The sequence below is a fragment of the Pseudomonas sp. P1_F7 genome (genome assembly GCF_056405655.1).
Genome location: NZ_JBFUBR010000002.1, coordinates 284371 through 308136 on the forward strand (window position 1 = coordinate 284371; position 23766 = coordinate 308136).

The window sequence follows — 23766 nt, forward strand, 5'->3', positions numbered from 1 at the left end:
CGGCCTGGACAGAGCCAGGCCGTTAAACATTGTAAAGCCCGACTTATTTCAGAACAGCAAGTGCAGCTTCGTAGTTCGGCTCGTCAGCGATTTCGCCAACCAGTTCGCTGTGCAGCACGTTGTCGTTTTCGTCCAGAACCACAACGGCACGGGCGGTCAGGCCTTTGAGCGGGCCCTCGGCGATGGCCACGCCGTAGTTCTGGATGAACTCGGCGCCGCGCAGGGTCGACAGGTTCTGTACGTTTTCCAGGCCTTCGGCGCCACAGAAACGGGCCTGGGCGAACGGCAGGTCAGCAGAGATGCACAGCACCACGGTGTTGTCGACGCTGCCGGCCTTGGCGTTGAACTGGCGCACGGAGGTGGCGCAGGTCGGGGTGTCGATGCTTGGGAAGATGTTCAGCACTTTGCGCTTGCCGGCAAAGTCTTTCAGGGTGACGTCGGACAGATTGCCGGCAACCAGGGAAAAGGCTGGCGCCTTGGAACCGGCTTGTGGCAGTTGGCCGTTGACTTGAACCGGGTTGCCTTTAAGAGTGACTTGAGCCATGAACGGAGTCCTTCTGACGTTGGTGTGGAGTGTTTTGACGAGGCCGAAGTTAACCACGAAATTGTCCGACGACCTACGGTCAAACATAAATTGTCATGTATCAGCACACAAAACTGGATACAACCCACAAATCTGTGGGAGCGGTGTCACTTGAGTAACTGCAGCATATTGCGATGTCGCGCCTCGAAAATCCGCCGCATGTAGCCATTGACCTGCAACCACTCCAATGGCACCCCCCCGATCGCCGAATACGTCACCCGGTCGGTATATAGCGTACCGCCCTCTCCCGCCTCGACCCGATGTTCATGACGAAAGGCACGCATCGGCCCCTTTAGCATCTCGTCGATGAAATGCATTTCACCGACTTCACGGATCACCACCGTCCAGTCCGACGGAATCACATTGAACATCCAATGGCGAAAGCGGAATTGCCGCCCGGCTTCAATCCGCAAGTTGTTCAGATCGATATCGCCCAGCGGGGTAATGCGTTCGGGAAAAATCCTTGGAAAATTGACGCCTTCCAGGCAGAAATCGAGGACCTGTTCGGGCGTGCGACCCGGGATGAGTGTGGTGAGTTCCAGAATTGGCATACAGGAAACATTCCTTTGATCGTTGGACAGGCTCGCCAGAAATACGGTGTAGCGAAATGGCGGTCGAAATGAAACCTGCCAAAGTGTCTGCTACGACAATTTTTTCGAGGGGCTGTCGATTTGCAACGCAGCCATTCGACCATTAAGCGACTCACTCAATTACAACGGAGACATCACCATGCGATTTATGATCATCATCAAGGCCAGCCAGGATTCCGAAGCCGGTGTGATGCCCAGCCAGGAACTGTTGACCGCCATGGGCAACTACAACGAAGAGCTGGTCAAGGCCGGCATCATGCTTGCTGGCGAAGGCCTGCAACCGAGCAGCAAAGGCGCCCGCGTGAAGTTTTCGGGAGACCAACGCTCGGTAATCGACGGCCCCTTCATCGAAACCAAGGAGCTGATTGCCGGTTTCTGGTTGTGGAAAGTGAAGTCCAGGGAAGAAGCCATCGAGTGGGTCAAGCGCTGCCCCAACCCGATGCCGGGCACCGAGGCCGAGATCGAGATTCGTCAGGTGTTTGAAGCCGAAGACTTTGGTGCCGAATTCACACCTGAACTGCGCGAGCAGGAAGAGCGGGTTTGGGAGCAGGCGAAGAAAAACTGAAACCGCCAAATCGAACGGTCATGTCCTTAAGTCCAGTTAATTTAAGGACATGACCGCCCCACCGCTACTCATCCCTTATACCGGGTACTCACGCTCACTCCCGAACATGACGTAGAGCGGTTCAAGCCCAAATTCTGAGGGGAAGACAACGATGTAATCATCAAACAGCCTGTCCGCAGCGGTATATACCTCGCGTTCAATTGCAGGAACCGTCGATACGTGAACAACCCCAAGTCGAGGCAATGAAGCTGGAGACGCAGGCATATTTGTTTCAGGGTTGGGACGGACGGGCCATTGGACCGTGATGCGGGCGTTACCATCACCCGTAAAAACAAAGGTGTCTGTTTGCCGGTCGTACCGTGCGGCCCTGACCCCAACTGGCGTAGCCGATGTTTTTGAGCCGGTTGCTGAAACCTGGATTTGCACCAGTGCCTTGATCTCGCGCAGCCCTCGAAACATCGTTCCCGGTTTAGCGGGTACGACGGTGGCGCCCATTCTGTAAGGAAGGTCAATTTCGCCTTGGCGGGCAGCCAACGTCGACCAGTCCACGCCTTCAGTGGGGAAAAGTTCGGACAAAAGCACGCTCAGACCAAAAACCTGTGTATCCGCGCGACTGGAAAACTCAAATTGCAGCACGCCTGCATTGCAGCTTTCGTCCGTCGACTCTCCTGCAGTCTTGCGCCAAGTTAACTCGGCAACAGCAGATCGAATGGCTGTTCGTAGATCCACCCGTTCAGGCCGCAGTAACTCCGAGGTATCCCCCGACAGTAGTAAGTCCGGGCGTTTATCGGCAAGCATCAATGGGGCGGTGATGACTCTTGCTGTTTGCATTACGCCAACGTCCGCCAGCGCTCGTGCGCGAAGCAACTGTTGCTTTGCGGCTATCAACAACGCTTCGGCCTGATCATGCAGTGCACGATGGCGCTGAGTGATTCCCGACCTCTGCACAATGTAACGGTCGTAGGTAGCGCTGATTTGCTGAACGATGCTTTGCCACTGCGCCAATTCTTTTCCCGCAAATGCCAGGCTTGACTGGGCGTTGTCCCTGGCGAACCTTGCGCGCATTTCTAAGCTTTCAAATTTCCTGATGGCAATCTGTGTTTCATGATGAGCGTTTTCCAGGGATCGGATACTCGTTTCCTGCGCAGAGACAGTCACAGGAACACCCTGTTGAATATGCGCCTGCTGAATGCCCTGTTCCAAAACACCGAACGCAACTGTAACGACACGTTCTGATTCGGCCACGTCTGCTGCGACTTCTTGCACGCCGGTAAGATTACGGGCGAGATTGCTCATTGATACGAACGGGCGAGAGACCGGTGCAGTCTCCGGCTTGAACCCCACAATGCCTTGTTGTTGGTGCCATCCCTTGATGTGATGCACCACCCAGTCCGGGCTGTTCTCACCAAACTGGTCGTCCGGGTAAAACAGCAAGTCCGTGCCACTGGGGTGGTCAACAACCCGGTCAAAGTGATTGATCAGCCGATCATGATCCTGCCTGGGTAAATCAACGGCCCAAATCCGTTCAACCAGGGTTTGGAATTCTGTTGCCGTGTAGTCCTGAAGGGTTGCCTTGAGTTCCATCCTTGGTACTTCCTTGTATTTTCTTGTGAATGGCCGAGGGTCTCGGCACCTGCTCATTGGAAGATGGGCAGGTGGCCCGTTAATCATTCCGATTTGAAGCCTGGTTTGTTATTCGCTGCTCGCCACGCCTTAACTTCCCTGAGGATTCCCTCAGGGCTGTCTTCCTGACCTTCTTTTGGGTAGAAGATGACGTCAGAGCGGCCTGGGTGTTCGGTGACAACCTCAAAGTGCTTGACGCGCGCAATCATGTAATTATCGAACTCACTCGCCTCCAATTCCTCCCCCCCCTCAAAGAGCTCTCTAAGGAAGTCGAGAAATTCAGACTCAGTGTAATCTTCGAGTCGCGTAGTATTTTTCATAGCTGATTTTGTCCTTTATGCACGAATACATGCCGCTCAGGTGTCATTACGACAATATTTTCCATGTCGTACACCGCTCCCCCTTTCCCAATTTCTAACTGGTGATGGAGCTCAAACTTGACTCGACCACCATACTTGTCACTTGCCCTAGGAAAAGGCGCACGACCTTTGCGCATAAACCTCAAGTTACTTGAGTTGAATTGCGCGCGTAACGTACTGTCGGCTGCGACAGCCCTCCAAAACGCCTCCCTGAATCGATGGAAGTTGGCAAACTCCTTCCCCCTTAACTGATCCGCAATTTGCAATGGAACAGGCGCGCCCTCCCCTCGAGTCGTTTCACCCAACCATATACCTGATACCGCCTGACCTACCCCGGTTGCGACACCCGGATCGTCCCGCCGATCAAGAAACAGAACATCCGGCGAAGGCAGTTCCATATCCCCTGGAAACCCGGGAATACTCGCACCCATCTCCCCTTCATCAACAGCCGGAAACGTCCCGTTTTCAGGTAGGACAGGGACGGTCGGGCTGCCGGGATAAATACCAGGAACTACAGGCGTTATCGGCGATGTGGTCGAACCAAGCAGTTCACTGCCTGGCGGCACCAAAGGCTTCCACGTGGTGGCTGGCGGAATCGGCCAAGGCACAACTGCCGGTGCGACGCCAATCCATCCCTCGGCGCTGCTCGGAGTCTTGATGCTGATTTGATCGAGATCGAAAGGATCAGACCAGAACCCCGGCCGCTCCTGATAACGCAATTCGAACTCACGGTTTTCACCGGCCCATGTGCTTTTCGGCGCATAGGGGGCGTAACCTTGTTCGAGGCGTTTTTGGTTAACCTCGTCAAATTGCGAAACAATCTCGTGATGCTCTCCGAGCGTTCGCCAAAACGCTTCGTCGAAGGCCTCGAACGACGTGAACTCCCGACCTCGAAACTGATCGCCGATCAGCGTCGGAATAGCTGCGCCTACAGGCTGTGTAGCGGCTTTCCACCAGTCGTTGGTAACCGGCTGACCTGTTCCCGTGACAACACCGGCGCCCATGGGTGGGGTATTGAAGGACAGATAGATCGGCTCCAGCCCCGGCACGCAAACGATGCAGTCCTGAATGCGCCAATCGACACCCGCCGGTATGCCCAGAATCTGTGGTTGGGTGACAGCCAGGGGCTGCGGGTTCGGTACCTGCGCTTGAGGCGCCGTGTCTGGTGCGAATTCCACATAACGGGTCGGGGAACCGGGCACTTCAGCGGTGTACACGCCGGTCAACGGGTCCAGCGCCGCATTGACCACCGGTACCCAGGAGTCGATCTCGGCACCGGTGCTGGCGACAATGATCGCAGCGCCTTGGGCATCGACTACTGGCTTTAAGCGGTACTCAACCTCCGCCGAGCCGCCCGCATCAGCAATGGCTTGCAACTCTCGACTGTCGTGAAGCTCCAGTGTGTGCGCCGGGACGGCAACCGCGTGAAACAGGCGAGCACGTTGTTCCGGCGTTAACTCTGCGTTGCCCAACTCGGATGTATAAAGCATCCCTCCGGTAAACATCACGACCTGACGAGCAGTGAGCGTCGCTGCAACTTCACCCAACAACTCAACCGACCGGGTTACCGCGACTGCCAATGCATCGGCCGCCCCGGCAACCGATGCCCCGCCGGGAATGGCAAGCGCCGACACGGCAGCCATCGACGGATTGACCGCAAAACGGCAGGTGTTGGCCTGCTTCAACCGCTCTATGCGTACATCGGCGTCTGCCTGCTGCTTGAACCGCACCCGCGCATCACGCTGCTCGGCAACCTGTCGATGACGCTCCCAGATGGCCTCTCTTTCCCGCCAGACAATGGTCTGCTCCGCGTGACGCCGAGACAGCGTCGCAGACCGCTCCGTCAGTGCCTTGATCTGCGCCGATAACAACTGCGCTTCATGGGCCGCTTTGTAAGCGGTTTCCCAAGCCTGGTGACCACTGTTGAGTGCATCGCCGAACTGATCCAGCCGCGCCATGTAATCGCTAGTCGAACGGACGAGTGGATCGTATCCATCGAATGAGCGGGCTAACGAATCCTGAGCACTGAACTCTGCAGTTTTGCGGGCAATCAGCCCGTCGATTTCGATTTTTTCCCTGGTAATGAGATAGAGCTGCCAGCGCTCGCTCGGATTGATAGCTGGTGGCCGTCTTGCAGCCAGGACTTCACCGTCAAGCGATGAGGCAAGCTGTTCAACCCTGGCAGCAAAACTGCGATCTGCCTCGACCTTGAAGGCGCTTTGACGCTGGGCCATACCCTCAAGTTGTTGCTGCCGCGTTTGCAGGCGTGCCTGCTCTTGAGCCGCTTGGGCTCGGGCAACGGCTTCTGCCTGCTCTTTTGCCTGCCTGGCGGCAAGCTCCAGCTTGGCCTGCCTCCTGAGCGCCTTGGTCCTGGCGCTGGGGCCACCAAAGTTGCCAGAGGCGCCTACACGGTTGCCGCCAAAACCACCACCGCTCCCACCGCCACCACCCGCGGCCGGCGGCCCCGACCTGATGACAACGTCCCCAATTGATCCATCATGCAATGTTCGTTGTGCCATACAGTTTCTCCTTGTCTGTAGGGCACAGGTTCTCGATAGGGTGGGGATCAGGTGCGGTACATATTTATATGGGTGCAATAAACCAGCATCGACCGTGAGCGATTCAAGATCGTTGCTGCCACGCTCAACGTGACGGCGCTTTGAGCTTTTGGCCCCAACCCTCTGTTATGCATTAACTTTTTAGTACACGAAATTAACGAGAAACTGCACACAAAACGAAAGAATTAACTCATTCGACTGGCTAACTCATATTTAGATGCTTAACTCTATCTGACGCGTCCTACGGCTCGTTCAGAAAGGGATTACGGAGTAACGGCCAAAAATAAGGCCGAGTACCCAATGAGCCACCAGGGAATCGGGGGAATCATGTCGAAAAATATGGAGATGCGCGCCTGTCTTTTGGCGAATCTGCATACGCCTTGCTTTTATACCCTGGCACACCCCAACACCCCGTCCAACCTGTCGCCCGCCGCAAGGTATTCGGCTGACACGCCTTTCTTTCCTGCGCTCCACTCCGTCCGGATTGAGCGCCAGCGACTCCCTCAATGTGTTCACCAAACGACTGCCGCACGAGCAGCTCAGGCCATAAGGACCTATCCATGAACGTTGCCCTTCGCGCAGCCGGTTTCAGCCTGATGACCATGTTTGCCAGCTGCGGTGTCGGCGCACAGGACGCCAGGTCTGATTTTACGGCCACCCCCGACGAAGCCCGGGCCATCGCCAGGGAAGCCTATTTGTACGGCTTCCCGGTAGTGGAGATGTACAAGACCCTCTACACCCAGGCCGTGGACAAGAAGAGCCCGAACTTCAAGGCGCCGTTCAACCAGATCGGCAACACCGCCAAGGCCTTCACCGCCAAGGACACTGCGTTTGTCACGCCGAACGCCGACACGCCCTACTCCTTTGTCTGGATGGATCTGCGCGCCGAGCCACTGGTACTGACCCTGCCGCCCATCGAAGAGCATCGTTATTACTCGGTGCAACTGATCGACGCCTATACGCAAAACTTTGCGTACCTGGGCACCCGCAGCACCGGCAACAACGGTGGGCATTTCATGATCGCCGGGCCCAACTGGCAGGGCCAGCAACCGCTGAACATTGACCGCTTGCTGCGTAGTGAAAGCAACATCGCCTATGCGCTGTACCGCACGCAGTTGTTTGATGAAAAGGACCTGGCCAAGGTCAAGCAGATCCAGAAGGGTTACAAGGTTGAGACCCTGAGTCATTACGACAAACACAAAGCGCCGGCTGCCGCACCAAAGATCGACTGGCCAAAACCCACGCCGACCATGAGCGAAACCCCGGACCTGTTCCGTTACCTTAATTTCATGCTGTCGTTTGCCCCGGCCCAGGACGTGGAAAAAGACCTTTTAGCGCGCTTCGCTAAAATCGGTGTCGAGGCCGGCAAGCCTTTCAACGTGAACACACTCAGCGCCGAACAGCGTAAAGCGCTGGAAGACGGCATCAGCGATGCCAAGGCCGGGTTTGCCGAGTTCAAGAAAACCAAAGTCGATACCCACGAGGTCACCAGTGGTGATTTCTTCGGCACCCGCGATCACCTCAAGGGCAATTACCTGTACCGCTATGCCGGCGCCAACATGGGGATTTTCGGCAACTCCGCCGAAGAGGCGAACTACATCGGTTATTTCGTCGACAAGGACGGCAAACCGGTTGACGCCTCGAAAAATGACTACACCCTGCATTTCGACAAGGGCGCCCTGCCCCCGGCCGATGCGTTCTGGTCCCTGACCATGTATGACGGCAAGAACAAGCTGCTGGTGGCCAACCCGCTCAATCGCTACCTGATCAACTCGCGCATGCTGCCTGACCTCAAGCTCGATGCGGATGGCGGCCTGACCCTTTACGTGCAGCACAAGGCACCGGCCAAGGATTTGCAAAGCAACTGGCTGCCGGCACCGAATGGCCCGTTCTACGGTGTGCTGCGTCTATACCTGCCAAAACCGGAAGTCACCAACGGCCAGTGGAAAATGCCGCTGTTGAACCCCGTCAATCAAAAACAATAAGTGGAGTCAGTCATGATCAGGCCTTTCGTAGTGCGCCCCCTGTTGGCGCTGTGCATGGTCAGCGGCAGCCCGTTGGTACTGGCGGCTGAGGGTGGCGTCGGTCGCCCCATTACCGGTCAACAAGTGTTTTCCAACGCCGGGATCGTGCCACCGGAGCCGGGTTGGGTCATGTCCCTGACCAGCATCTGGTACGACGGCGATCTCAAGGGCAACGCCCAGGTGCCGATCGTCGGTGCCCTGAGTACCGGGCTGGACATGAAAGTGTCCTACACCATGGCCAACTTCACCCATGTCTGGGACACCGGCAAGGGTCGCTGGAACTACGCCTCGGCCATTGGCGTGCCGGTGCAGTACACCGACATCACCGCGAGCATCACCGGCCCTCGCGGCAGAACCCTGGGCTCCTCGGACACCGGCACCCAGTTCGCCGACATGCTGGTGACGCCGATTGCCGCCGGCTATCACTTCGACGAGCTCAACCACATCTCGTTTTCGCTGCCGATCTACGTGCCGACCGGTGCCTACAACGACGATCGCCTGGCCAACCCCGGACAGAACAATTACACCTTCATGCCTACCGTCGCGTTCACTCATCTGGACGGCAAGGGCGGCGAATTCACGCTGTCGAGCGGCCTGGAGTTCTACACCGAGAACGACGCCACCGATTATCGCAACGGCAACATCTACACCCTCGATGTGCTTTGGACCCACGGCTTTGGCAACGGATGGAACGCCGGTATCGCAGCCGGTTACATCCAGCAAGTCACCGATGACTCGGGATCCGGCGCCGACAGCGGCTTCCGCGGGCGTTCCGTGGGTGCCGGCCCGACAGTGGGCTGGACCGGCAAGTTCGCCGACGCCCAGGCCAACTTCAATGCCCGCTGGGTGCCGGAGTTCGATACCAAGAACCGCCCTGAAGGCAATGGTTTCAGCGTCAACATGACCCTGGCGTTTTTCTAGGAGACCTCATGAGCGCACTCAACGACCTCAACGCCCTGCAAGCCAGCATCGCCGAAGCGGTGCTCGGTCAGGATCAGGTGATTCGGCAAATGCTGGTCGGCTTGCTGGCTAACGGGCATCTGCTCCTGGAAAGCTTGCCCGGCCTGGCCAAGACCCGCACGGTCAAGTCACTGGCCAAACACCTGGATGCGAAGATGAGTCGCATCCAGTTCACCCCGGACTTGCTGCCGTCGGACATCACCGGTGCCGAAGTGTTGCATCAGGTCGAAGGCAAGAACGAAATCCGCTTCCAGCCCGGCCCGCTGTTCGGCAACCTGATCCTCGCCGACGAAATCAACCGTGCGCCGGCCAAGGTCCAGGCGGCGTTGCTCGAAGCCATGGAAGAACGCCAGATCACCGTGGCCGGCAATAGTCACGCATTGCCCGAACTGTTCATCGTGGTCGCGACCCAGAACCCGATCGAACAGGAAGGCACCTATCCGCTGCCGGAAGCGCAGATGGACCGCTTTCTGATGAAAGTACTGCTCGATTACCCGAGCGCGGAAAACGAAAGCCAGGTGCTGCGCCTGCTGCGCGAAGAAGAACAGGCGCTTGGCGCCAAGACGGCTGCCGTGCAGGGCTTCTCTTTGTCTCAGGACGTGGTGTTCGCCGCGCGCCGCGAAGTCAGTGCCGTGCATGTATCCCCGGCCATCGACCGCTACCTGATCGACCTGATCAACGCCACTCGCCACCCGGCCGATTACGACGCCGACCTCGGACGCTGGATCAGCCTCGGCGCCAGCCCCCGTGGCGGCATCGGCCTGGACCGTTGTGCCCGGGCTGACGCCTGGTTGCAGGGCCAGGATTTCGTTTCTCCGGACAACGTCCGCGCCGTGGTGCACCCGGTGCTGCGCCATCGTCTGCAACTGAGCTACGACGCGGTGGCCGATGGCGTGAGCGCCGATCAGGTGCTCGACCGTCTGCTTGATAAAGTGGCGATTCCCGCGTGAACATCGATGGCCTGGTGTATGTCTCTCTGGCGCAATTGATGGCCCTGGAGTTCAAGGCCTGTGACCTGAGTTTTCTGGCGCGTCAGCCCCAAGGCAGCATCCTGGCCGGCAACCACGCCTCGCGTTTGCGTGGCCGTGGCTTGAATTTCGATGAACTGCGCCGCTATCAACCGGGAGACGATTTGCGTCACCTCGACTGGCGCGCCTCACTGCGCACCGGCAAACCGGTGGTGCGGACATTCACCGAAGAGCGCGACCGCCCGGCACTGATCCTCGTTGACCAGCGCATGTCGATGTTCTTTGGCTCGCAACGCAGCTTCAAATCCGCCGTCGCCGCCGAGCTTGGTGCCCTGGCGGCGTGGATGGTGTTCAACGCCGGCGACCGCGTCGGTGGACTGGTGTTCAACGATCAACGCATCGACAGCATCGCCCCGCTGCGCAGCCGCAAACGGATCGAAGCGCTGTGCAGCCGCATCGCCCAACAGAACCAGGCACTTAATGCCGCCAACCCGGACGCCGAAGGCGAAGACCAGCTCGACAAGGTCCTGCAGCACTGCCTGGCCGTGGCCGGTCACGATCACCTGATCTGCATCGTCAGCGACTTCGCCGGGGCCGGCGAACGCACCTTGCAATTGATGCGGCAACTGGCGGCCCATAACGATGTGATTGCCATGCAGGTTTATGACCCGTTGGCGCTCAACCTGCCGAAAAACGGTCGCTTGCTGATCACCCAAGGGCAATTGCAGGTGGAACTGGCGGTGGAACGACGCCAGGTGCATCAGCCACTCGGTGATTTTCTCAGCGGCCGGCTCAAGGATGTCGCTACCTTGCTACGCCGCAGCCAGGTGCCATTGATGATGTTCAGCACCGCCACAGAGGCCCAGGAACAACTGCGCGCCGAACTGGGCAAGCTCGCCGGGGGACGCCGATGAATCCCGCTATCCCGAGCATCGATCAACTCAAGGAAATGGCACTGCCGGCACCGATCAGTTATGCACCGCAAACCTGGGGTTGGTGGGCGTTGCTGGCACTGTTGATCGTAACGCTGGTCCTGACCGGCGCGCGGCGCTACTGGCAATGGCGGCGCGATCGTTATCGGCGCGAGGCATTACTGCGGCTGGAAGAATTACAGCAACGCAGCAATGACCTGAGTGCGTTGCGCGAGCTTCCGGGGCTGCTCAAGCGCGTGGCCCTTTCAATGCCCTCTGGTTGGAACACAAAACCTGTGGGAGCGAGCTTGCTCGCGATGGCGTCAGGTCAGTCGACACCACCTTTGAATGTAACGGCCTCATCGCGAGCAAGCTCGCTCCCACAGGGATCTCCTGCGGCGTTGGGGAAAGAGGACTGGCAGGCGTTTTTACAGCGGCACAGTAAACAGCCCCTACCCGCCGACCTCAGCCAACAACTGTCGCTGCTGGCCTACGCCCCCGACGCGACATTACGGGCCATGCCCACCGAGCAGCGCCAGCAGCTGTTCAGCACCTGCAAAACCTGGGTGGAGCGTCATCATGTGGCAGCTTGATTACCCCTGGCTGTTGATCCTGCTGCCGCTGCCGTGGCTCGCCTATCGCTACCTGCCCGATTACCGTGAGGCGCGAAGTGCCGTGCGAGTACCGTTTTTCGGGGCGATGAGCCGTGCTGTCGGCCAGGCACCGAGCCAAGCCGGCACCCGCAGCAACCGCTGGCAATTGCTTCTGAACCTGCTGGTCTGGACGCTGCTGCTGATGGCGGCGAGCCGGCCGGTGTTCGTGGAAAAGCCCATCGAACGCCAGCAACCGGTGCGCGACCTGATGCTGGCCATCGACATTTCCCAGTCGATGGAAACCACCGATTTCACCGACGCCAATGGCCAGAAAATAAATCGCCTGGCCGCGGTCAAGGAAGTGGTGCACGGGTTCATCGACAAACGTAAAGACGATCGAATCGGACTGATCGTGTTTGGCACCGGCGCTTATCCGCAGGCGCCGTTGACCCTCGACCACGCCAGCCTGTCACTGCTGCTGGACGACACCGGCATCGGCATGGCCGGCCCCAACACGGCCATCGGCGACGCCATCGGCCTGAGCCTGAAACTGCTGGACCAGGCCCGCGAGCAGGAAAAAGTCCTGATCCTGCTCACCGACGGCAATGACACCAGCAGCGCCATCACCCCGGATCACGCGGCCGCCATGGCCGCGGCCAAAGGCGTGGTGATTCACACCATCGGCATCGGCGACCCGAATGCCGAGGGCGAAGCCAAGGTCAACCTGCAAGGCTTGCAGGAGATTGCCCAAGCCACGGGTGGACGCTTCTTCCGCGCCGAAGACCGCAACGCCCTGGATCAGGTCTACAGCACCCTCGACAAACTCACTGCGCATCAGGTGAAAACCCTCAGCCACCAGCCCAAACGCGATCTGTTCTGGTGGCCGCTGGGTGCTGCCATGGTCCTGCTGGCGATTTATCACCTGGGCGCCCTGCTGCTTCCTCGCCTGATGCTCGCGCGCCAACGGCAGGAGGCCTGAGATGGACATCAACCTCAGCGACTTCCATTTCCTGCGCCCACTGTGGCTGTTGCTCGCGATCTTCGGCGCACTGCTGCCGCTGCTGTGGCGGCGCAATCGGGACCTGCAACGGCGCCTGCGCAGCAACATCGCCGCGCACCTGTTGCCGCATCTGCTGATCACCCCGCAAGACCACCAGCGCCTGCGTCCGGTGCATCTGGTGTGTGCGCTGCTGGTACTGGGTGCTATCGCCGCCGCCGGGCCGACCTGGGAACAGGATCGGCCGGATTTTCTGGAAAACCGCGCGCCGCTGATCATTGCCGTCGACCTTTCTCCGTCGATGGACGCCAGCGATGTTCCCCCCAGTCGCCTGGAAGCGGTCAAGCACAAACTCCACGACCTGATCCAACGCCGTACCGGTTCGCGCAACGCCTTGATTGCCTATGCCGGCAGCGCGCATCTGGTGTTGCCCGCCACCGACGACCCGGCGCTGCTCGATACGTTCATTCAGGCCCTGAGCACCGACCTGATCAACAAACCGGGAAAAAATGTCAGCGCGGTCATCGATCAGGCCAAGCGCCTGCTCGCCGCCGAGAAAACCCCTGGCACCCTGCTGCTGATCACCGATGGCGCCGACACCTCGGCACTGGCCGGGCTGGACAAGCAACTGGCGGACAGTGCGCTGCAAGTGCTGATATTGGCGGCTGGCAGCACCGACGGCGGGATCATCCACGATGCCGCCGGCCAGCCTCTCATCGACAGCAACGGTCGCCCGCAACTCGGCAGTTTCGATCAGAACGCCCTCAAGCAGCTTGCAGCAACGATGGATGCCCCGCTGGGCAGCCTGACGCTTAACGATGACGATCTGGACTGGATCGAACTGCACGCCGAGCAACACTTTCAATCAGCCAGTGACGAGCAGCGTGAATTGCGCTGGAAGGACGCCGGTTACTGGCTGTGCTGGCCGCTGTTGTTGATCGCCTTCTACAGCGTCCGCAAGGGCTGGAGTTTGAACTGGATGGCCGGTTTTCTGCTGGCGGTAGGACTGGGCCTGGGCCTGCAACCGGCGCCGGCACAGGCCAACGCGCTGACCGATGCCTTTTTCACCCGCGACCAGCAAGGTCGCTGGGCCTTCGAGCATCAGCACTTCCCTCAGGCGGCGGCGCTGTTTGTCGATCCGTACTGGAAAGGCGTTGCCGCCTACAACGCAGCCGATTTCGACCTGGCACTGGCCAGCTTCGCGCGGCTCAATACACCGCAGGCGTATTTCTACCTGGGCAACATCTACGTGCGCCGGTTCAAGTTCGATCAGGCCATCGCGGCCTATACCCAGGCCCTGAAGTTGCAGCCGCAGTTCCCCGAAGCCACGGCCAACCTGGCCCTGGCCATTGCCTTGCAGAAAGACACCGAAAGCGCCGAGAAAAACACGCCGGAGGTCAAACCCGACGAAATCAAAATGGACAAGGCGCCGGGTAAAGGCCAAAGCAAAAAGGTGGAGACCCGGCAGGCGGCCTCGGATGAGCAATGGTTGCAGAACCTGACCACATCGCCGGCGAAATTCCTCAAGCAGAAGTTCAGCTTGCAGGATCAGGCGGGGGCCAAGCCATGAGCTACCTTCAAGACCGAGTCGCCGCCATCGCGGGCAAGCCCGCTCCCACAGGGGCTTTATGTCGCGCACAAAATGTGGGAATCACTTCAATCAACTGTGGGAGCGGGCTTGCCCGCGATGGCGTCAGATCAGCCACCGCAGCAATTGGCACCCTGCTCCTATGCCTGACTAGCCTCGCAGCTTGGGGCAATGAACCGGAACTGAGAGTCAGCGCCAGCCTGCAACCCGCCGACCCAGTCATGGTCGGCAGCCTGGTCGAGTTGCAACTCGATGTCTTCACCGACTCCTGGTTCACCAGCGCCCCCACCCTGCCCGACCTGAAGCTGCCCGGCGCATTGGTGATGCCACCGGACGGCCATGCCCAGCACATCAACCAGACCTTCGACGGCCAATCCTTCAGCGGCATGCGCTACAGCTACCTGATCACCCCGAACCTGGCCCAGGGCTTCGACATTCCGGCACTGACGGTACAAGCCACACCGGGTCAGGCCAGCCACGAACTCAGCGCCCGGAGCCAGCCTTTGCATTTCAACGCCGCGCAACCACCAGGGTTCCAGCCCGGTGAGGCGGTGCTGGTGGCTCAAGGACTGCGGTTTACCCAGAAGACCGTCAATTCGGCCACACCGCTGAAGGTCGGCGACAGCATCACCCGGGAACTGACCTTGCAGGCCGACGGTGCCCTGGCCATGTCACTACCGACACCGACGCTGGACGACATCAAGGGCCTGAGCCGCTACCCGAAAACTGCGCAGGTCGGCAATCTGTCAGACGGCCGTGGCGGCTTTACCGGTGGCCAGCGCATCGACAGCGTGACCTACCGAATCGACCAGGAAGGCCACTACACCCTGCCATCCGTCGAACTGAAATGGTGGGATGCCAGCAGCCAGAAAACCCGCACGGCCACGGTGCCTGCCGTGACCTTCGACGCGGCGGCCAACAGCGCCTACAAGCCGGTGTTTTCAATCACCGAGGACCTGAAAAAACTCGGCCAGCAGAATCGCCTGCACCTTTCCGGGCATTGGTTCGGACTATTGGCACTGGTACTGGCGCTGGCGGCACTCGGCTGGTTCACCCGCCCGCTCGTACATCGCGCGTACCTCAACTGGCAAGCCCGACGCCGCGCCCGACACGCCGCCTGGCTCGAATCCGCCGACTACGCGTGGCGGCAGATTCCGGCGCAAATCGAGGGCAAACCGGCGCAATTGAGCGCCCTGTATCTGTGGACCCGGCGCAGTCGCCGCGGCCTGAAACTGAACAACCTCGGCCCGCGCCTGCAAACGTTCCTGCGGACCTGTTACGGCCGTGAACCGGACAAAGATCAGGCGCTGCGCCAAATCACGGAATCCTTGTCTACGCTGCATAGTCAGGCCGAGCGCAACAGGGAATCAGTCGCGTCTGCACTGCACCCGCTCAACCCCGTTCACGAGAAGGACTTCCAATGACGAACTTGATATCGCTGCGCCATCATCGCGCATTCAGTTTCCTGCTGACCTTTGCCTTGAGCCTGCCGCTGCTGGTGCAGGCGGCCGAGCCGTTGCCCTCCTGGAACGACGGCCCGTCGAAGAAGCAGATCATCGAGTTCGTGCAGGCGGTCACCGATCAAAACAGCAAGGACTTCGTCAAACCCGAGGAGCGCATTGCCGTGTTCGATAACGACGGCACCTTGTGGAGCGAGCAACCGATGTACTTCGAGTTGCTGTTTGCCCTGGACGAAGTCAAACGTACCGCGCCGCAGCACCCTGAATGGAAAACCACCCAGCCGTTCCAGGCTGTACTGGAAAACGATCACAAGGCCCTGGCCGCTACCGGCATGGAGGGCCTGCTGAAGATTTTCGCGGCGACCCACAGCGGCATGACCACCGAAGCCTTCGATGACTACGCCAAAACCTGGCTGAGCCAGGCCCGCCATCCGAAAACCGGCAAGCCGTACACCGAGATGATTTTCCAGCCGATGCTGGAGATGCTCGACTACCTGCGCGGCCAGGATTTCAAGACCTACATCGTTTCCGGTGGCGACACGGGGTTCATGCGCGCTTTCGCCGAGAAGGTCTATGGCATCCCGCCAGAACAAGTGATCGGCACCACCTTCATCACCGCGTATCAGTTCAAGGACGGCCAAGCGTCGATCCTGCGCACGCCAAAACTGGCCCACAACGACGACGGCCCGGGCAAGCCGGAAAGCATCGATGCCGTGATCGGACGCCGGCCAATCCTCGCCTTCGGCAACTCCGACGGTGACCTGCAAATGCTCCAGTGGACCGCCGCCGGCCCCGGCAAACGCTTTATGGGCCTGGTGCATCACACCGACGCCAAACGCGAATGGGCTTACGACCGGCAATCGCAGATCGGTCGTCTGGACAAGGCCCTGGACGAAGCAAACAAACGTGGCTGGACGGTCGTCGACATGGCGTCCGAATGGCGCCGGATCTATCCGTTCGACGCCGCCACACCTGAGCAAGCGCAATAAAAAGACGTAATGCAGGACTGCAATAAACGTTTGTCGCAGTACGCGACGCAAGTGAGCATAAGGAGCCAGTCAGATGACTCGCATACGTAAGTGGATACCGAAACTCGCCTTTGTGGCAGCGTCGGTCATGGCCATTTCGGCAACTGCCGGGGCTGCCGAAAAACCCAACATTCTCGTGATCTTCGGCGACGATATCGGCCAGACCAACATCAGTGCCTATTCCATGGGTGTGGTCGGCTACAAGACTCCGAACATCGACCGCATCGCCAAAGAAGGCATGATGTTCACCGACTACTATGCGGAGAACAGCTGCACCGCCGGGCGCTCGTCGTTCATCACCGGGCAGACGCCACTGCGTACCGGGCTGTCGAAAGTCGGCGCGCCGGGAGCGCCGGTCGGTCTGCAAAAACGCGACATCACCATCGCCCAGGCCCTCAAGTCCCAGGGCTACGCCACCGGCCAATTCGGCAAGAACCACTTGGGCGACAAGGACGAATACTTGCCGACCAACCACGGTTTCGACGAGTTCTTCGGCAACCTGTACCACCTCAACGCTGAAGAAGAACCCGAACGTCCGTACTGGCCCAAGGATGACCCCGCGTTTCTCAAGTCCTATGCCCCTCGTGGCGTGATTCACAGCTTCGCCGACGGCAAGATCGAAGACACCGGTGCGCTGACCACCAAGCGCATGGAAACCATCGACGACGAAACCACCGCCGCCGCGCAAGCGTTCATCGAGAAACAGGCCAAGGCGGACAAACCGTTCTTCGTCTGGATGAACACCACGCGCATGCACTTGTTCACCCACGTGCGCGAATCGATGAAGGGCCAGAGCGGCATGCCCGGCAACGATTATGCCGACGGCATGCTCGAGCACGACGGTGACGTCGGCAAACTGCTGAAAACCCTCGACGACCTGAAAATCACTGACAACACCATCGTCGTCTACACCACCGACAACGGCCCGAACCAGTTCTCCTGGCCGGACGCGGCGACCACGCCGTTCCGTAACGAGAAAAACTCCAACTGGGAAGGTGCCTACCGGGTTCCGGCGATGATCCGCTGGCCAGGCAAGATCAAGCCGGGTGAAGTGTCCAACGAGATGTTCTCGGGCCTGGACTGGTTCCCGACCTTGCTCGCGGCCGCAGGTGATGCCGAGGTGAAGGACAAACTGCTCAAGGGCTGGGCTCCAACGTCTGGCGGCAGCAATTTCAAGGTTCACCTGGACGGCTACAACCAAATGCCTTACCTGACCGGCCAACAGCCTAAAGGCGAGCGCAAGGAGTTCTACTACTTCAACGACGACGGCATGCTGGTATCGATGCGCTTCGACAACTGGAAAGCGGTGTTCTGTGAACAACGCGAACCCGGTGGTTTCAAGGTGTGGAGTGAGCCGTTTGTGTGCCTGCGGGTGCCAAAAATCCTCAACCTGAGGATGGACCCGTATGAACGCGCCGACGTGGTGTCCGACCAGTATTACGATTGGGTAACCAAAAACGTTTATCTGGCGGCAGTCGCCACCGGCAAAGCGGCGGTGTTCCTCCAGACCTTTATCGAATACCCGCCAAGCCAGAAACCGGCCAGCTTCAGCGTTGACCAGATCCGTGCTGCGGTAGACGCCAAAATCGCTGAAAAAATGAAAGCGCAACAAGCTGCACAGTAAGACCGCTGGACCGCCGCTCGCCTTCATTGGCGAGCGGACTTATTTTCGATCTGAGACCGCATCGACTTCATTCGCGAGCTGGCTCGCTCTCACAGGGGCTGCATTCCAAATGTGGGAGCGAGCCTGCTCGCGAAGGGCCGGTGCGGTCACAGGCTATTTCGAATTGGAACAAGGCAATCCGCAATGACCTCACGTGTCGCCAGCAAGTCGTCGGCCATACCTGCCCCTCAAGTCGCCTCCCCGGCGTTATTGATCCCCGCCCTGTTGCTGTTCGTCTCCGGTGCCGCGGCGCTGGTGTATCAGGTGCTGTGGATCAAGCAACTGTCGTTGGTGGTAGGCGTGGAGGTCTACGCCATCACCACCGGAATCAGCGCGTTTTTCGCCGGGCTGGCCTTGGGCGGCTTGCTGTTCGGGCGCTGGGCGGATCGGATGCAACAACCGGTGCTGCTGTACGCCGGGCTGGAAGTGCTGGTGGCCGTGCTCGGGGTCGGTGCGACCTTCGCCATGAGCCTGGCGGCCAGCCCGTTTGCCTGGCTGGAAGAACACGTCGGTTTGCTGGCCTGGGTACTGCCGTTCGCGCTGGTGGGTATTCCCGCGCTGTTGATGGGCGGCACCCTGCCGGTGCTGGTTCGTTCATTGGCCAGCGACCCACAACACCTGGGCAAGGCCGGTGGTCAGCTGTATGCAGCGAACACCGCCGGGGCCATCGCCGGCACCCTGCTCGCCGCGTTCTTGCTGATTGCCACCCTCGGCGTGCGCGGCAGCGCGCTGGCCGCCGCCATGCTGAACCTGCTGGCCGCCGCCGGGGCCTTGTGGTTCCAGCGCCAGCGCGTGGCACCCGTCGATGCCCCGGTGAAACATCACACTGAAAAAGCCCCCGATCGCCTGGCCCTGTGGCTGTACTCCATTGCCGGCGGTGTGGCCCTGGGCTACGAAGTGGTGTGGTCGCAATCGATCGTGCAGTTCATGAGCACCCGCACCTATGCCTTCGCCGTGGTGTTGGCGACGTACCTCACCGGGCTGTTTCTGGGCAGCATGCTGCTGGCCCGTCGGGTCGATCGCCTGCGCGATCCCTGGGGTGTGTTCGGTTTGTTGATCGCCGGGGCCGGGGCCGTTGCCCTGCTGGAAGTGGCCTTGCTCGGACGCTGGCTGGTGCTTGCGCAAACCCTGGCGGAAAGCTGGGTGTTGGCATTGGGCGGTAGTGAACTGGCGGGCATGAGCACGCGGTTTGCCGTGGCCGCCTTGAGCATCGTGTTTGTACCGACCTTGCTGTTGGGCGCGGCATTTCCGTTGGCCCTGCGATTGAGCGTTGGCCGAGAACAGGTCGGGCGCCATGTCGGCGAAGTCGTCGCATTCAATACCCTTGGCGGCATTATCGGCGTAATGCTCTGTGGTTTTGTCCTGATCCCGATGCTGGGACTGGTGCGGACCCTGGGTCTGTTGGCGATTATCGCTGCCGGTATCGCCTGCTTCGCCGTGCGCAAGGGGCATGGAGTCAAGAAAGGCCGGCGCCAGGCGGTGGTCGCCATCGGCCTGGTGTCCCTGGCACTCGTCGTGTTTACGCCGGTCAACAAGCTCGCCAGCCTGCTGCCGGGGGCGCGCAATGGCACGTTGACGTTCTATGAAGAAGGCCGTGGCGGCACCGTCGCCGTGGTTTCTCAGGGCAAGGGCGACAGAGCGTTCCAGCGTTTGTACATTCAGGGCGTGTCCAATACCGGGGACGCCATGCCGTCCCTGCGCTACATGCGGATCCAGGCGCTGCTGCCCCTGTTGATCCACAACGGTGAGCCGCGCTCGGCGCTGGTGATCGGCTTCGGCACCGGCATCACCGCCGGTGCCCTGACCCGCTACCCCGGCCTGGAACATCGCGTGGTCGCCGAGCTGCTGCCGTCGGTGGTCAAGGCGGCGCCGTTGTTCAAGGGCAATTTCAATGCCGCGGCCGATCCGGGGGTCGATGTGCGCTTGCGTGACGGTCGCCAGGAACTGCTGCGCAATCCGCAGCGCTACGACCTGATCACCCTAGAACCGCCGCCGCCCTCCGCTGCCGGCGTGGTCAACCTGTATTCCCGGGACTTCTACCAACTGGCCGCCAGCCGTTTGCATAAACAAGGCCTGGTCGCCCAATGGCTGCCGCTGCCGACGCAGAACATCGACGACTCGCGCTCACTGGTGCGCAGCTTCCTCGATGTGTTCCCTTACGCGACCCTGTGGACCAGCGAGTTCCACGAGATGCTGCTGGTGGGTTCGATGGAGCCGATTGAGCTGGATGCGGCGAAGATCAACACGCGCTTCCAGCACGACAGCGTGCGCAGCACCTTGCAGGATGTGGGCATCGGTTCGGCCGCAGCGTTGCTCGCCACCTGGGTGACTGACCGTGCGGGGCTTGAGCGCTTCGCCGCCGACGCGCAGCCGGTGACGGACGATCAACCGCGCATCGAGTACGCGCCCTGGGTTCGGTCAAAAGAGATCAGTCGAGTACTGCCAGCCCTGCTTGACCTGTATCAGCCGCCAGCACTGCTGAACGCCGACGCAGGGTTCATCGAGCGCATGAACACCCAGCAACAACGCCTGATGCAGTTCTATCGCGCGAGCCTGTATGCGTATGACGGCGAACGTGAGGCCTGGGCCAGGGATATGCGCGAGGTGATGCGCGGAGATGCGGGGAATCCGTATTACCGGTGGTTTGTAGGGGAGTAATTTGGTGCCTGATAGATCGCCATCGCGAGCAAGCTCGCTCCCACAGGTTCGGTGTCGATCACTACATTTGGGCACGACATAAACCCTGTGGGAGCGAGCTTGCTCGCGATGGGGGCATCCGCTTCACAGCATCCGTTATTTGACACACGCCGGCCATCCGGCAAAGCTGCACCCAGCCTGAACGCGCCCTGACGGCAATCGCACCTGGACCATGGAAGTCGTAATGCCGAAACATAAAAATAAAGCTGCAACCCCAAACCCTGATTCGCAACCGACCCTGATCAACCGTTACCTCTTCCCCGTCACCATCGGCATCCTGCTGTTGACCGTGGCGGGTATTGGCTGGTTTTTGCTGAGCAGTACACCGACACCGCTCAAGCCAGCCCCTGCCAGCGCCCCTGTGGTCGAACCGGCCAAACCGCAACCGGTCGCTGTCGCACCGGCGAAAATGGTCGACGAGCAACAATGCCAGGGCTGCCACGGCGAGCAGGTCAAGGACTGGCAAGGCTCCCATCACCAGTTGGCGATGCAGGAAGCCAACGCCGCCACCCTGCTCGGCGACTTCAACAACGTCACCTTCAAGGCCGAAAAAGAGACCACGGTGTTCTCGCGCAAAGGCGACGAATTCTGGGTCAACACCCCCGGCGCCGACGGCAAGAATGCCGACTTCAAGGTGGCCTATGCTTTTGGCATCGCCCCCTTGCAGCAATACCTGATCGAGGTCGGCAAAGGCCGCTTGCAGGCCCTCGGCGTAGCCTGGGATACCGAGAAGCACCGCTGGTTTCACCTGTATCCGGGCCAGGGTGTGAACTTCAAGAACCCGCTGCACTGGAGCAAACCGAGCCAGAACGCCAACTTCATGTGCGTCGAGTGCCACACCACCGGTTACAAGCGCAATTTCGATGCGGCGAAAAACACCTTCGACAGCCACTGGAACAGCCTCGGTGTCGGCTGCCAGGCCTGCCATGGCCCGGCGTCCAGTCACCTGGAATGGACCGCGAAGAAATCCGACCTGATCCATGCCGGCTTTGCCGTCGACCTCAAGGACAAGAACGCCACTGTCGAAATCGAGACCTGCGCCCGCTGCCACTCGCGCCGCGCGCCGCTGGACGACGGTTATACGGTCGGCAAACGGCTGATGGACGACTACCTGCCGAGCGCCCTGACCCGAGAGTTGTACGCGCTGGACGGCAAGATCAAGGACGAGGTGTTCGAACACGGCTCCTTTGCCCAGAGCAAAATGTTCGACAAGGGCGTGCGTTGCAGCAACTGCCACAACCCCCACAGCACTCAATTGAAAGCGCCAGGCAACGGTGTGTGCCTGCAATGCCATAACACCGCCGGCAAAACTACCGTGGAAGGCGTCGATGGCAAGGGCCTGCAAGCGAAAAACTACGATTCCATCGAACACACTCGCCACACCATGGGCCAACCGGGTTCGCAGTGCGTGGATTGCCACATGCCCGGCAAGTTCTACATGGGCAATGACTTGCGGCATGACCACAGTTTCAGCATTCCCAACCCTGAGCGAGCGAAAAAACTGGGGACGCCGGACGCCTGCCTGACCTGCCACCAGGGCAAGGCCGGCGACAAGATCACCGAGCAGTTCAAGCTGTGGAACACCGCCAACGCCAGCGCAGTACAAGCCCCCCGTTACGACGAAAGCCTGTGGCTGATCCGCAACGGTCAACCGGGCGCGGCGCAGGCGCTGTTCGAGCAATTGCAACGCAGCAATCTGCCGGCGATTCAACGGACGACGCTGCTGGCCGAGCTGCCGGCGTACCCGAGCGAACAGGCGTTGAAACTGGCCACCAAGGACCTGGGCAACCCGGCGCCGCAAGTCCGTGAGAGTGCCATCCGCGCGATCAGCGCATTCCTGCCGCCACCGGAACGCGCGCCACTGCTGACACCGTTATTGAATGACCCGGTGAGAGCCGTGCGCATCGCCGCCGCGCGGGATTTGCTCAGTGTGGCGCGTAACGGCCTGGGCACGGCTCAGGACAGCTGGAATGCCGCCATCTCCGAATACGAGACGGTCCAGAAAAACCTGTTCGAACGCGCCGAAGCGAACCTCAACCTCGCGATGCTGTATCAGGCCAGCGGCCGCAGCGCAGATGTCGAAGGTTTGCTGCGTACCGCCCTGCAGCGCGATCCGGACTTCTACCCGGCGCTGGTCACCCTGGTGCAATGGCTGGAGGCCAACGGTCGCAGTCAGGAGGGCCATGCCCTGCTGGCGCAAAGCCTCAAGGACCACCCCGACTCGGGCCTGCTGCAACACACCCAGGGCCTCGCGCTGATTCGTGCGGGCCAGGCCGCTCAAGCCATGCCGTACCTGCGCAAGGCCGCGCAACTGGAGCCACAGAGCGGACAGTTCGGCTATGTGCTGGCGGTGGCCCTGCATGACAGCGGAAAAATTGACGAGGCGTGCGCAGAACTTGAACGGTTGTTGAAAGAGCAACCGGCCAACCGCAATGCACGGCTGTCGCTGATCCAGTACTACCTGGACAACGGCCAGGAACCCAAGGCGCAAGTGCTGTTGCAGGGCTGGAAGAAAATGAACATGGGGGATCCGGCGTTGAAGTGACGGGAAATTCTTGTAGGAACGAGCTTGCTCGCGATGGCGTTACAGGCGACGCGT

General features: G+C 60.1%; 18 protein-coding genes. 13 read left to right on the forward strand and 5 right to left on the reverse strand.

Annotated features, from left to right (window positions below):
* Window positions 1-43 precede the first annotated feature (43 nt).
* Both tpx and AC1D1M_RS02945 read right to left on the reverse strand, forming a co-directional pair.
* Entirely contained in the window at window positions 44-544 is a 501-nt protein-coding gene (gene tpx / locus AC1D1M_RS02940) for a thiol peroxidase (RefSeq protein ID WP_477774448.1), read from the reverse strand.
* Window positions 545-690: 146 nt separating this feature from the next.
* Window positions 691-1134: an SRPBCC family protein gene (locus AC1D1M_RS02945; RefSeq protein WP_477774449.1), complete on the reverse strand. Its 444-nt coding sequence runs from the start codon at window positions 1132-1134 to the stop codon at window positions 691-693.
* Window positions 1135-1312: 178 nt separating this feature from the next.
* Here AC1D1M_RS02945 and AC1D1M_RS02950 point away from each other — a divergent pair, with 178 nt between their 5' ends.
* Window positions 1313-1738 (forward strand): YciI family protein, encoded by a 426-nt coding sequence (locus tag AC1D1M_RS02950; RefSeq protein WP_477774450.1) that lies wholly within the window; start codon window positions 1313-1315, stop codon window positions 1736-1738.
* Between the two features lie 75 nt (window positions 1739-1813).
* Here the strand turns inward: AC1D1M_RS02950 and AC1D1M_RS02955 are convergent, their stop codons facing one another.
* The 3 genes from AC1D1M_RS02955 to AC1D1M_RS02965 form a co-directional block, all read right to left on the reverse strand.
* The gene (locus AC1D1M_RS02955; RefSeq protein WP_477774451.1) at window positions 1814-3322 is read right to left on the reverse strand and encodes a bacteriocin immunity protein; all 1509 of its coding nucleotides are present in this window, start codon (window positions 3320-3322) and stop codon (window positions 1814-1816) included.
* Between the two features lie 83 nt (window positions 3323-3405).
* Window positions 3406-3681 carry a bacteriocin immunity protein gene (locus AC1D1M_RS02960; RefSeq protein ID WP_477774452.1) on the reverse strand — a complete coding sequence of 92 codons (276 nt, stop codon included), beginning with the start codon at window positions 3679-3681 and terminating at the stop codon, window positions 3406-3408.
* Window positions 3678-6239 (reverse strand): S-type pyocin domain-containing protein, encoded by a 2562-nt coding sequence (locus tag AC1D1M_RS02965; protein WP_477774453.1) that lies wholly within the window; start codon window positions 6237-6239, stop codon window positions 3678-3680. The genes AC1D1M_RS02960 and AC1D1M_RS02965 overlap by 4 nt, the downstream gene beginning before the upstream one ends.
* Window positions 6240-6838: 599 nt before the next feature.
* Between AC1D1M_RS02965 and AC1D1M_RS02970 the strand changes: the two genes are divergently transcribed.
* The 12 genes from AC1D1M_RS02970 to AC1D1M_RS03025 all read left to right on the forward strand — a co-directional run bounded on the left by AC1D1M_RS02970 (window position 6839) and on the right by AC1D1M_RS03025 (window position 23712).
* Window positions 6839-8263, forward strand: coding sequence for a DUF1254 domain-containing protein (locus AC1D1M_RS02970; RefSeq protein ID WP_477774454.1), 1425 nt, complete (start codon window positions 6839-6841; stop codon window positions 8261-8263).
* A 12-nt stretch (window positions 8264-8275) separates the two neighbouring features.
* Window positions 8276-9223, forward strand: coding sequence for a SphA family protein (locus AC1D1M_RS02975; protein ID WP_477774455.1), 948 nt, complete (start codon window positions 8276-8278; stop codon window positions 9221-9223).
* An 8-nt stretch (window positions 9224-9231) separates the two neighbouring features.
* Window positions 9232-10212 carry an AAA family ATPase gene (locus tag AC1D1M_RS02980; protein ID WP_477774456.1) on the forward strand — a complete coding sequence of 327 codons (981 nt, stop codon included), beginning with the start codon at window positions 9232-9234 and terminating at the stop codon, window positions 10210-10212.
* The gene (locus AC1D1M_RS02985; protein WP_477774457.1) at window positions 10209-11144 is read left to right on the forward strand and encodes a DUF58 domain-containing protein; all 936 of its coding nucleotides are present in this window, start codon (window positions 10209-10211) and stop codon (window positions 11142-11144) included. The genes AC1D1M_RS02980 and AC1D1M_RS02985 overlap by 4 nt, the downstream gene beginning before the upstream one ends.
* Window positions 11141-11734: a DUF4381 domain-containing protein gene (locus tag AC1D1M_RS02990; RefSeq protein WP_477774458.1), complete on the forward strand. Its 594-nt coding sequence runs from the start codon at window positions 11141-11143 to the stop codon at window positions 11732-11734. The genes AC1D1M_RS02985 and AC1D1M_RS02990 overlap by 4 nt, the downstream gene beginning before the upstream one ends.
* Window positions 11721-12713 carry a vWA domain-containing protein gene (locus tag AC1D1M_RS02995; protein ID WP_477774459.1) on the forward strand — a complete coding sequence of 331 codons (993 nt, stop codon included), beginning with the start codon at window positions 11721-11723 and terminating at the stop codon, window positions 12711-12713. Before AC1D1M_RS02990 ends, AC1D1M_RS02995 begins: the two co-directional genes overlap by 14 nt.
* A 1-nt stretch (window position 12714) precedes the next feature.
* The gene (locus tag AC1D1M_RS03000) at window positions 12715-14301 is read left to right on the forward strand and encodes a VWA domain-containing protein (protein ID WP_477774460.1); all 1587 of its coding nucleotides are present in this window, start codon (window positions 12715-12717) and stop codon (window positions 14299-14301) included.
* On the forward strand, window positions 14298-15743 hold the full coding sequence (locus AC1D1M_RS03005; protein ID WP_477774461.1) for a BatD family protein: 1446 nt from the start codon (window positions 14298-14300) through the stop codon (window positions 15741-15743). The genes AC1D1M_RS03000 and AC1D1M_RS03005 overlap by 4 nt, the downstream gene beginning before the upstream one ends.
* On the forward strand, window positions 15740-16768 hold the full coding sequence (locus tag AC1D1M_RS03010; protein ID WP_477774462.1) for an HAD family hydrolase: 1029 nt from the start codon (window positions 15740-15742) through the stop codon (window positions 16766-16768). The genes AC1D1M_RS03005 and AC1D1M_RS03010 overlap by 4 nt, the downstream gene beginning before the upstream one ends.
* A 73-nt stretch (window positions 16769-16841) precedes the next feature.
* On the forward strand, window positions 16842-18431 hold the full coding sequence (locus AC1D1M_RS03015) for an arylsulfatase (protein ID WP_477774463.1): 1590 nt from the start codon (window positions 16842-16844) through the stop codon (window positions 18429-18431).
* Window positions 18432-18614: 183 nt separating this feature from the next.
* Window positions 18615-21128 (forward strand): spermidine synthase, encoded by a 2514-nt coding sequence (locus AC1D1M_RS03020; protein ID WP_477774464.1) that lies wholly within the window; start codon window positions 18615-18617, stop codon window positions 21126-21128.
* A 223-nt stretch (window positions 21129-21351) separates the two neighbouring features.
* On the forward strand, window positions 21352-23712 hold the full coding sequence (locus tag AC1D1M_RS03025) for a tetratricopeptide repeat protein (RefSeq protein WP_477774465.1): 2361 nt from the start codon (window positions 21352-21354) through the stop codon (window positions 23710-23712).
* The last annotated feature ends 54 nt before the right edge of the window (window positions 23713-23766 follow it).

Excerpts from the sequence above, each read along its gene's own strand:
- AC1D1M_RS03015 (WP_477774463.1), top strand. The coding sequence starts at position 16,842 with ATGACTCGCATACGTAAGTGGATACCGAAACTCGCCTTTGTGGCAGCG.
- AC1D1M_RS02970 (WP_477774454.1), top strand. The coding sequence starts at position 6,839 with ATGAACGTTGCCCTTCGCGCAGCCGGTTTCAGCCTGATGACCATGTTT.
- AC1D1M_RS03020 (WP_477774464.1), top strand. The coding sequence starts at position 18,615 with ATGACCTCACGTGTCGCCAGCAAGTCGTCGGCCATACCTGCCCCTCAA.
- AC1D1M_RS02995 (WP_477774459.1), top strand. The coding sequence starts at position 11,721 with ATGTGGCAGCTTGATTACCCCTGGCTGTTGATCCTGCTGCCGCTGCCG.
- AC1D1M_RS02960 (WP_477774452.1), bottom strand. The coding sequence starts at position 3,681 with ATGAAAAATACTACGCGACTCGAAGATTACACTGAGTCTGAATTTCTC.
- AC1D1M_RS03025 (WP_477774465.1), top strand. The coding sequence starts at position 21,352 with ATGCCGAAACATAAAAATAAAGCTGCAACCCCAAACCCTGATTCGCAA.
- AC1D1M_RS03010 (WP_477774462.1), top strand. The coding sequence starts at position 15,740 with ATGACGAACTTGATATCGCTGCGCCATCATCGCGCATTCAGTTTCCTG.
- AC1D1M_RS02945 (WP_477774449.1), bottom strand. The coding sequence starts at position 1,134 with ATGCCAATTCTGGAACTCACCACACTCATCCCGGGTCGCACGCCCGAA.
- AC1D1M_RS02975 (WP_477774455.1), top strand. The coding sequence starts at position 8,276 with ATGATCAGGCCTTTCGTAGTGCGCCCCCTGTTGGCGCTGTGCATGGTC.
- AC1D1M_RS02980 (WP_477774456.1), top strand. The coding sequence starts at position 9,232 with ATGAGCGCACTCAACGACCTCAACGCCCTGCAAGCCAGCATCGCCGAA.
- AC1D1M_RS02990 (WP_477774458.1), top strand. The coding sequence starts at position 11,141 with ATGAATCCCGCTATCCCGAGCATCGATCAACTCAAGGAAATGGCACTG.
- AC1D1M_RS02965 (WP_477774453.1), bottom strand. The coding sequence starts at position 6,239 with ATGGCACAACGAACATTGCATGATGGATCAATTGGGGACGTTGTCATC.
- AC1D1M_RS03000 (WP_477774460.1), top strand. The coding sequence starts at position 12,715 with ATGGACATCAACCTCAGCGACTTCCATTTCCTGCGCCCACTGTGGCTG.
- AC1D1M_RS03005 (WP_477774461.1), top strand. The coding sequence starts at position 14,298 with ATGAGCTACCTTCAAGACCGAGTCGCCGCCATCGCGGGCAAGCCCGCT.
- tpx (WP_477774448.1), bottom strand. The coding sequence starts at position 544 with ATGGCTCAAGTCACTCTTAAAGGCAACCCGGTTCAAGTCAACGGCCAA.
- AC1D1M_RS02955 (WP_477774451.1), bottom strand. The coding sequence starts at position 3,322 with ATGGAACTCAAGGCAACCCTTCAGGACTACACGGCAACAGAATTCCAA.
- AC1D1M_RS02950 (WP_477774450.1), top strand. The coding sequence starts at position 1,313 with ATGCGATTTATGATCATCATCAAGGCCAGCCAGGATTCCGAAGCCGGT.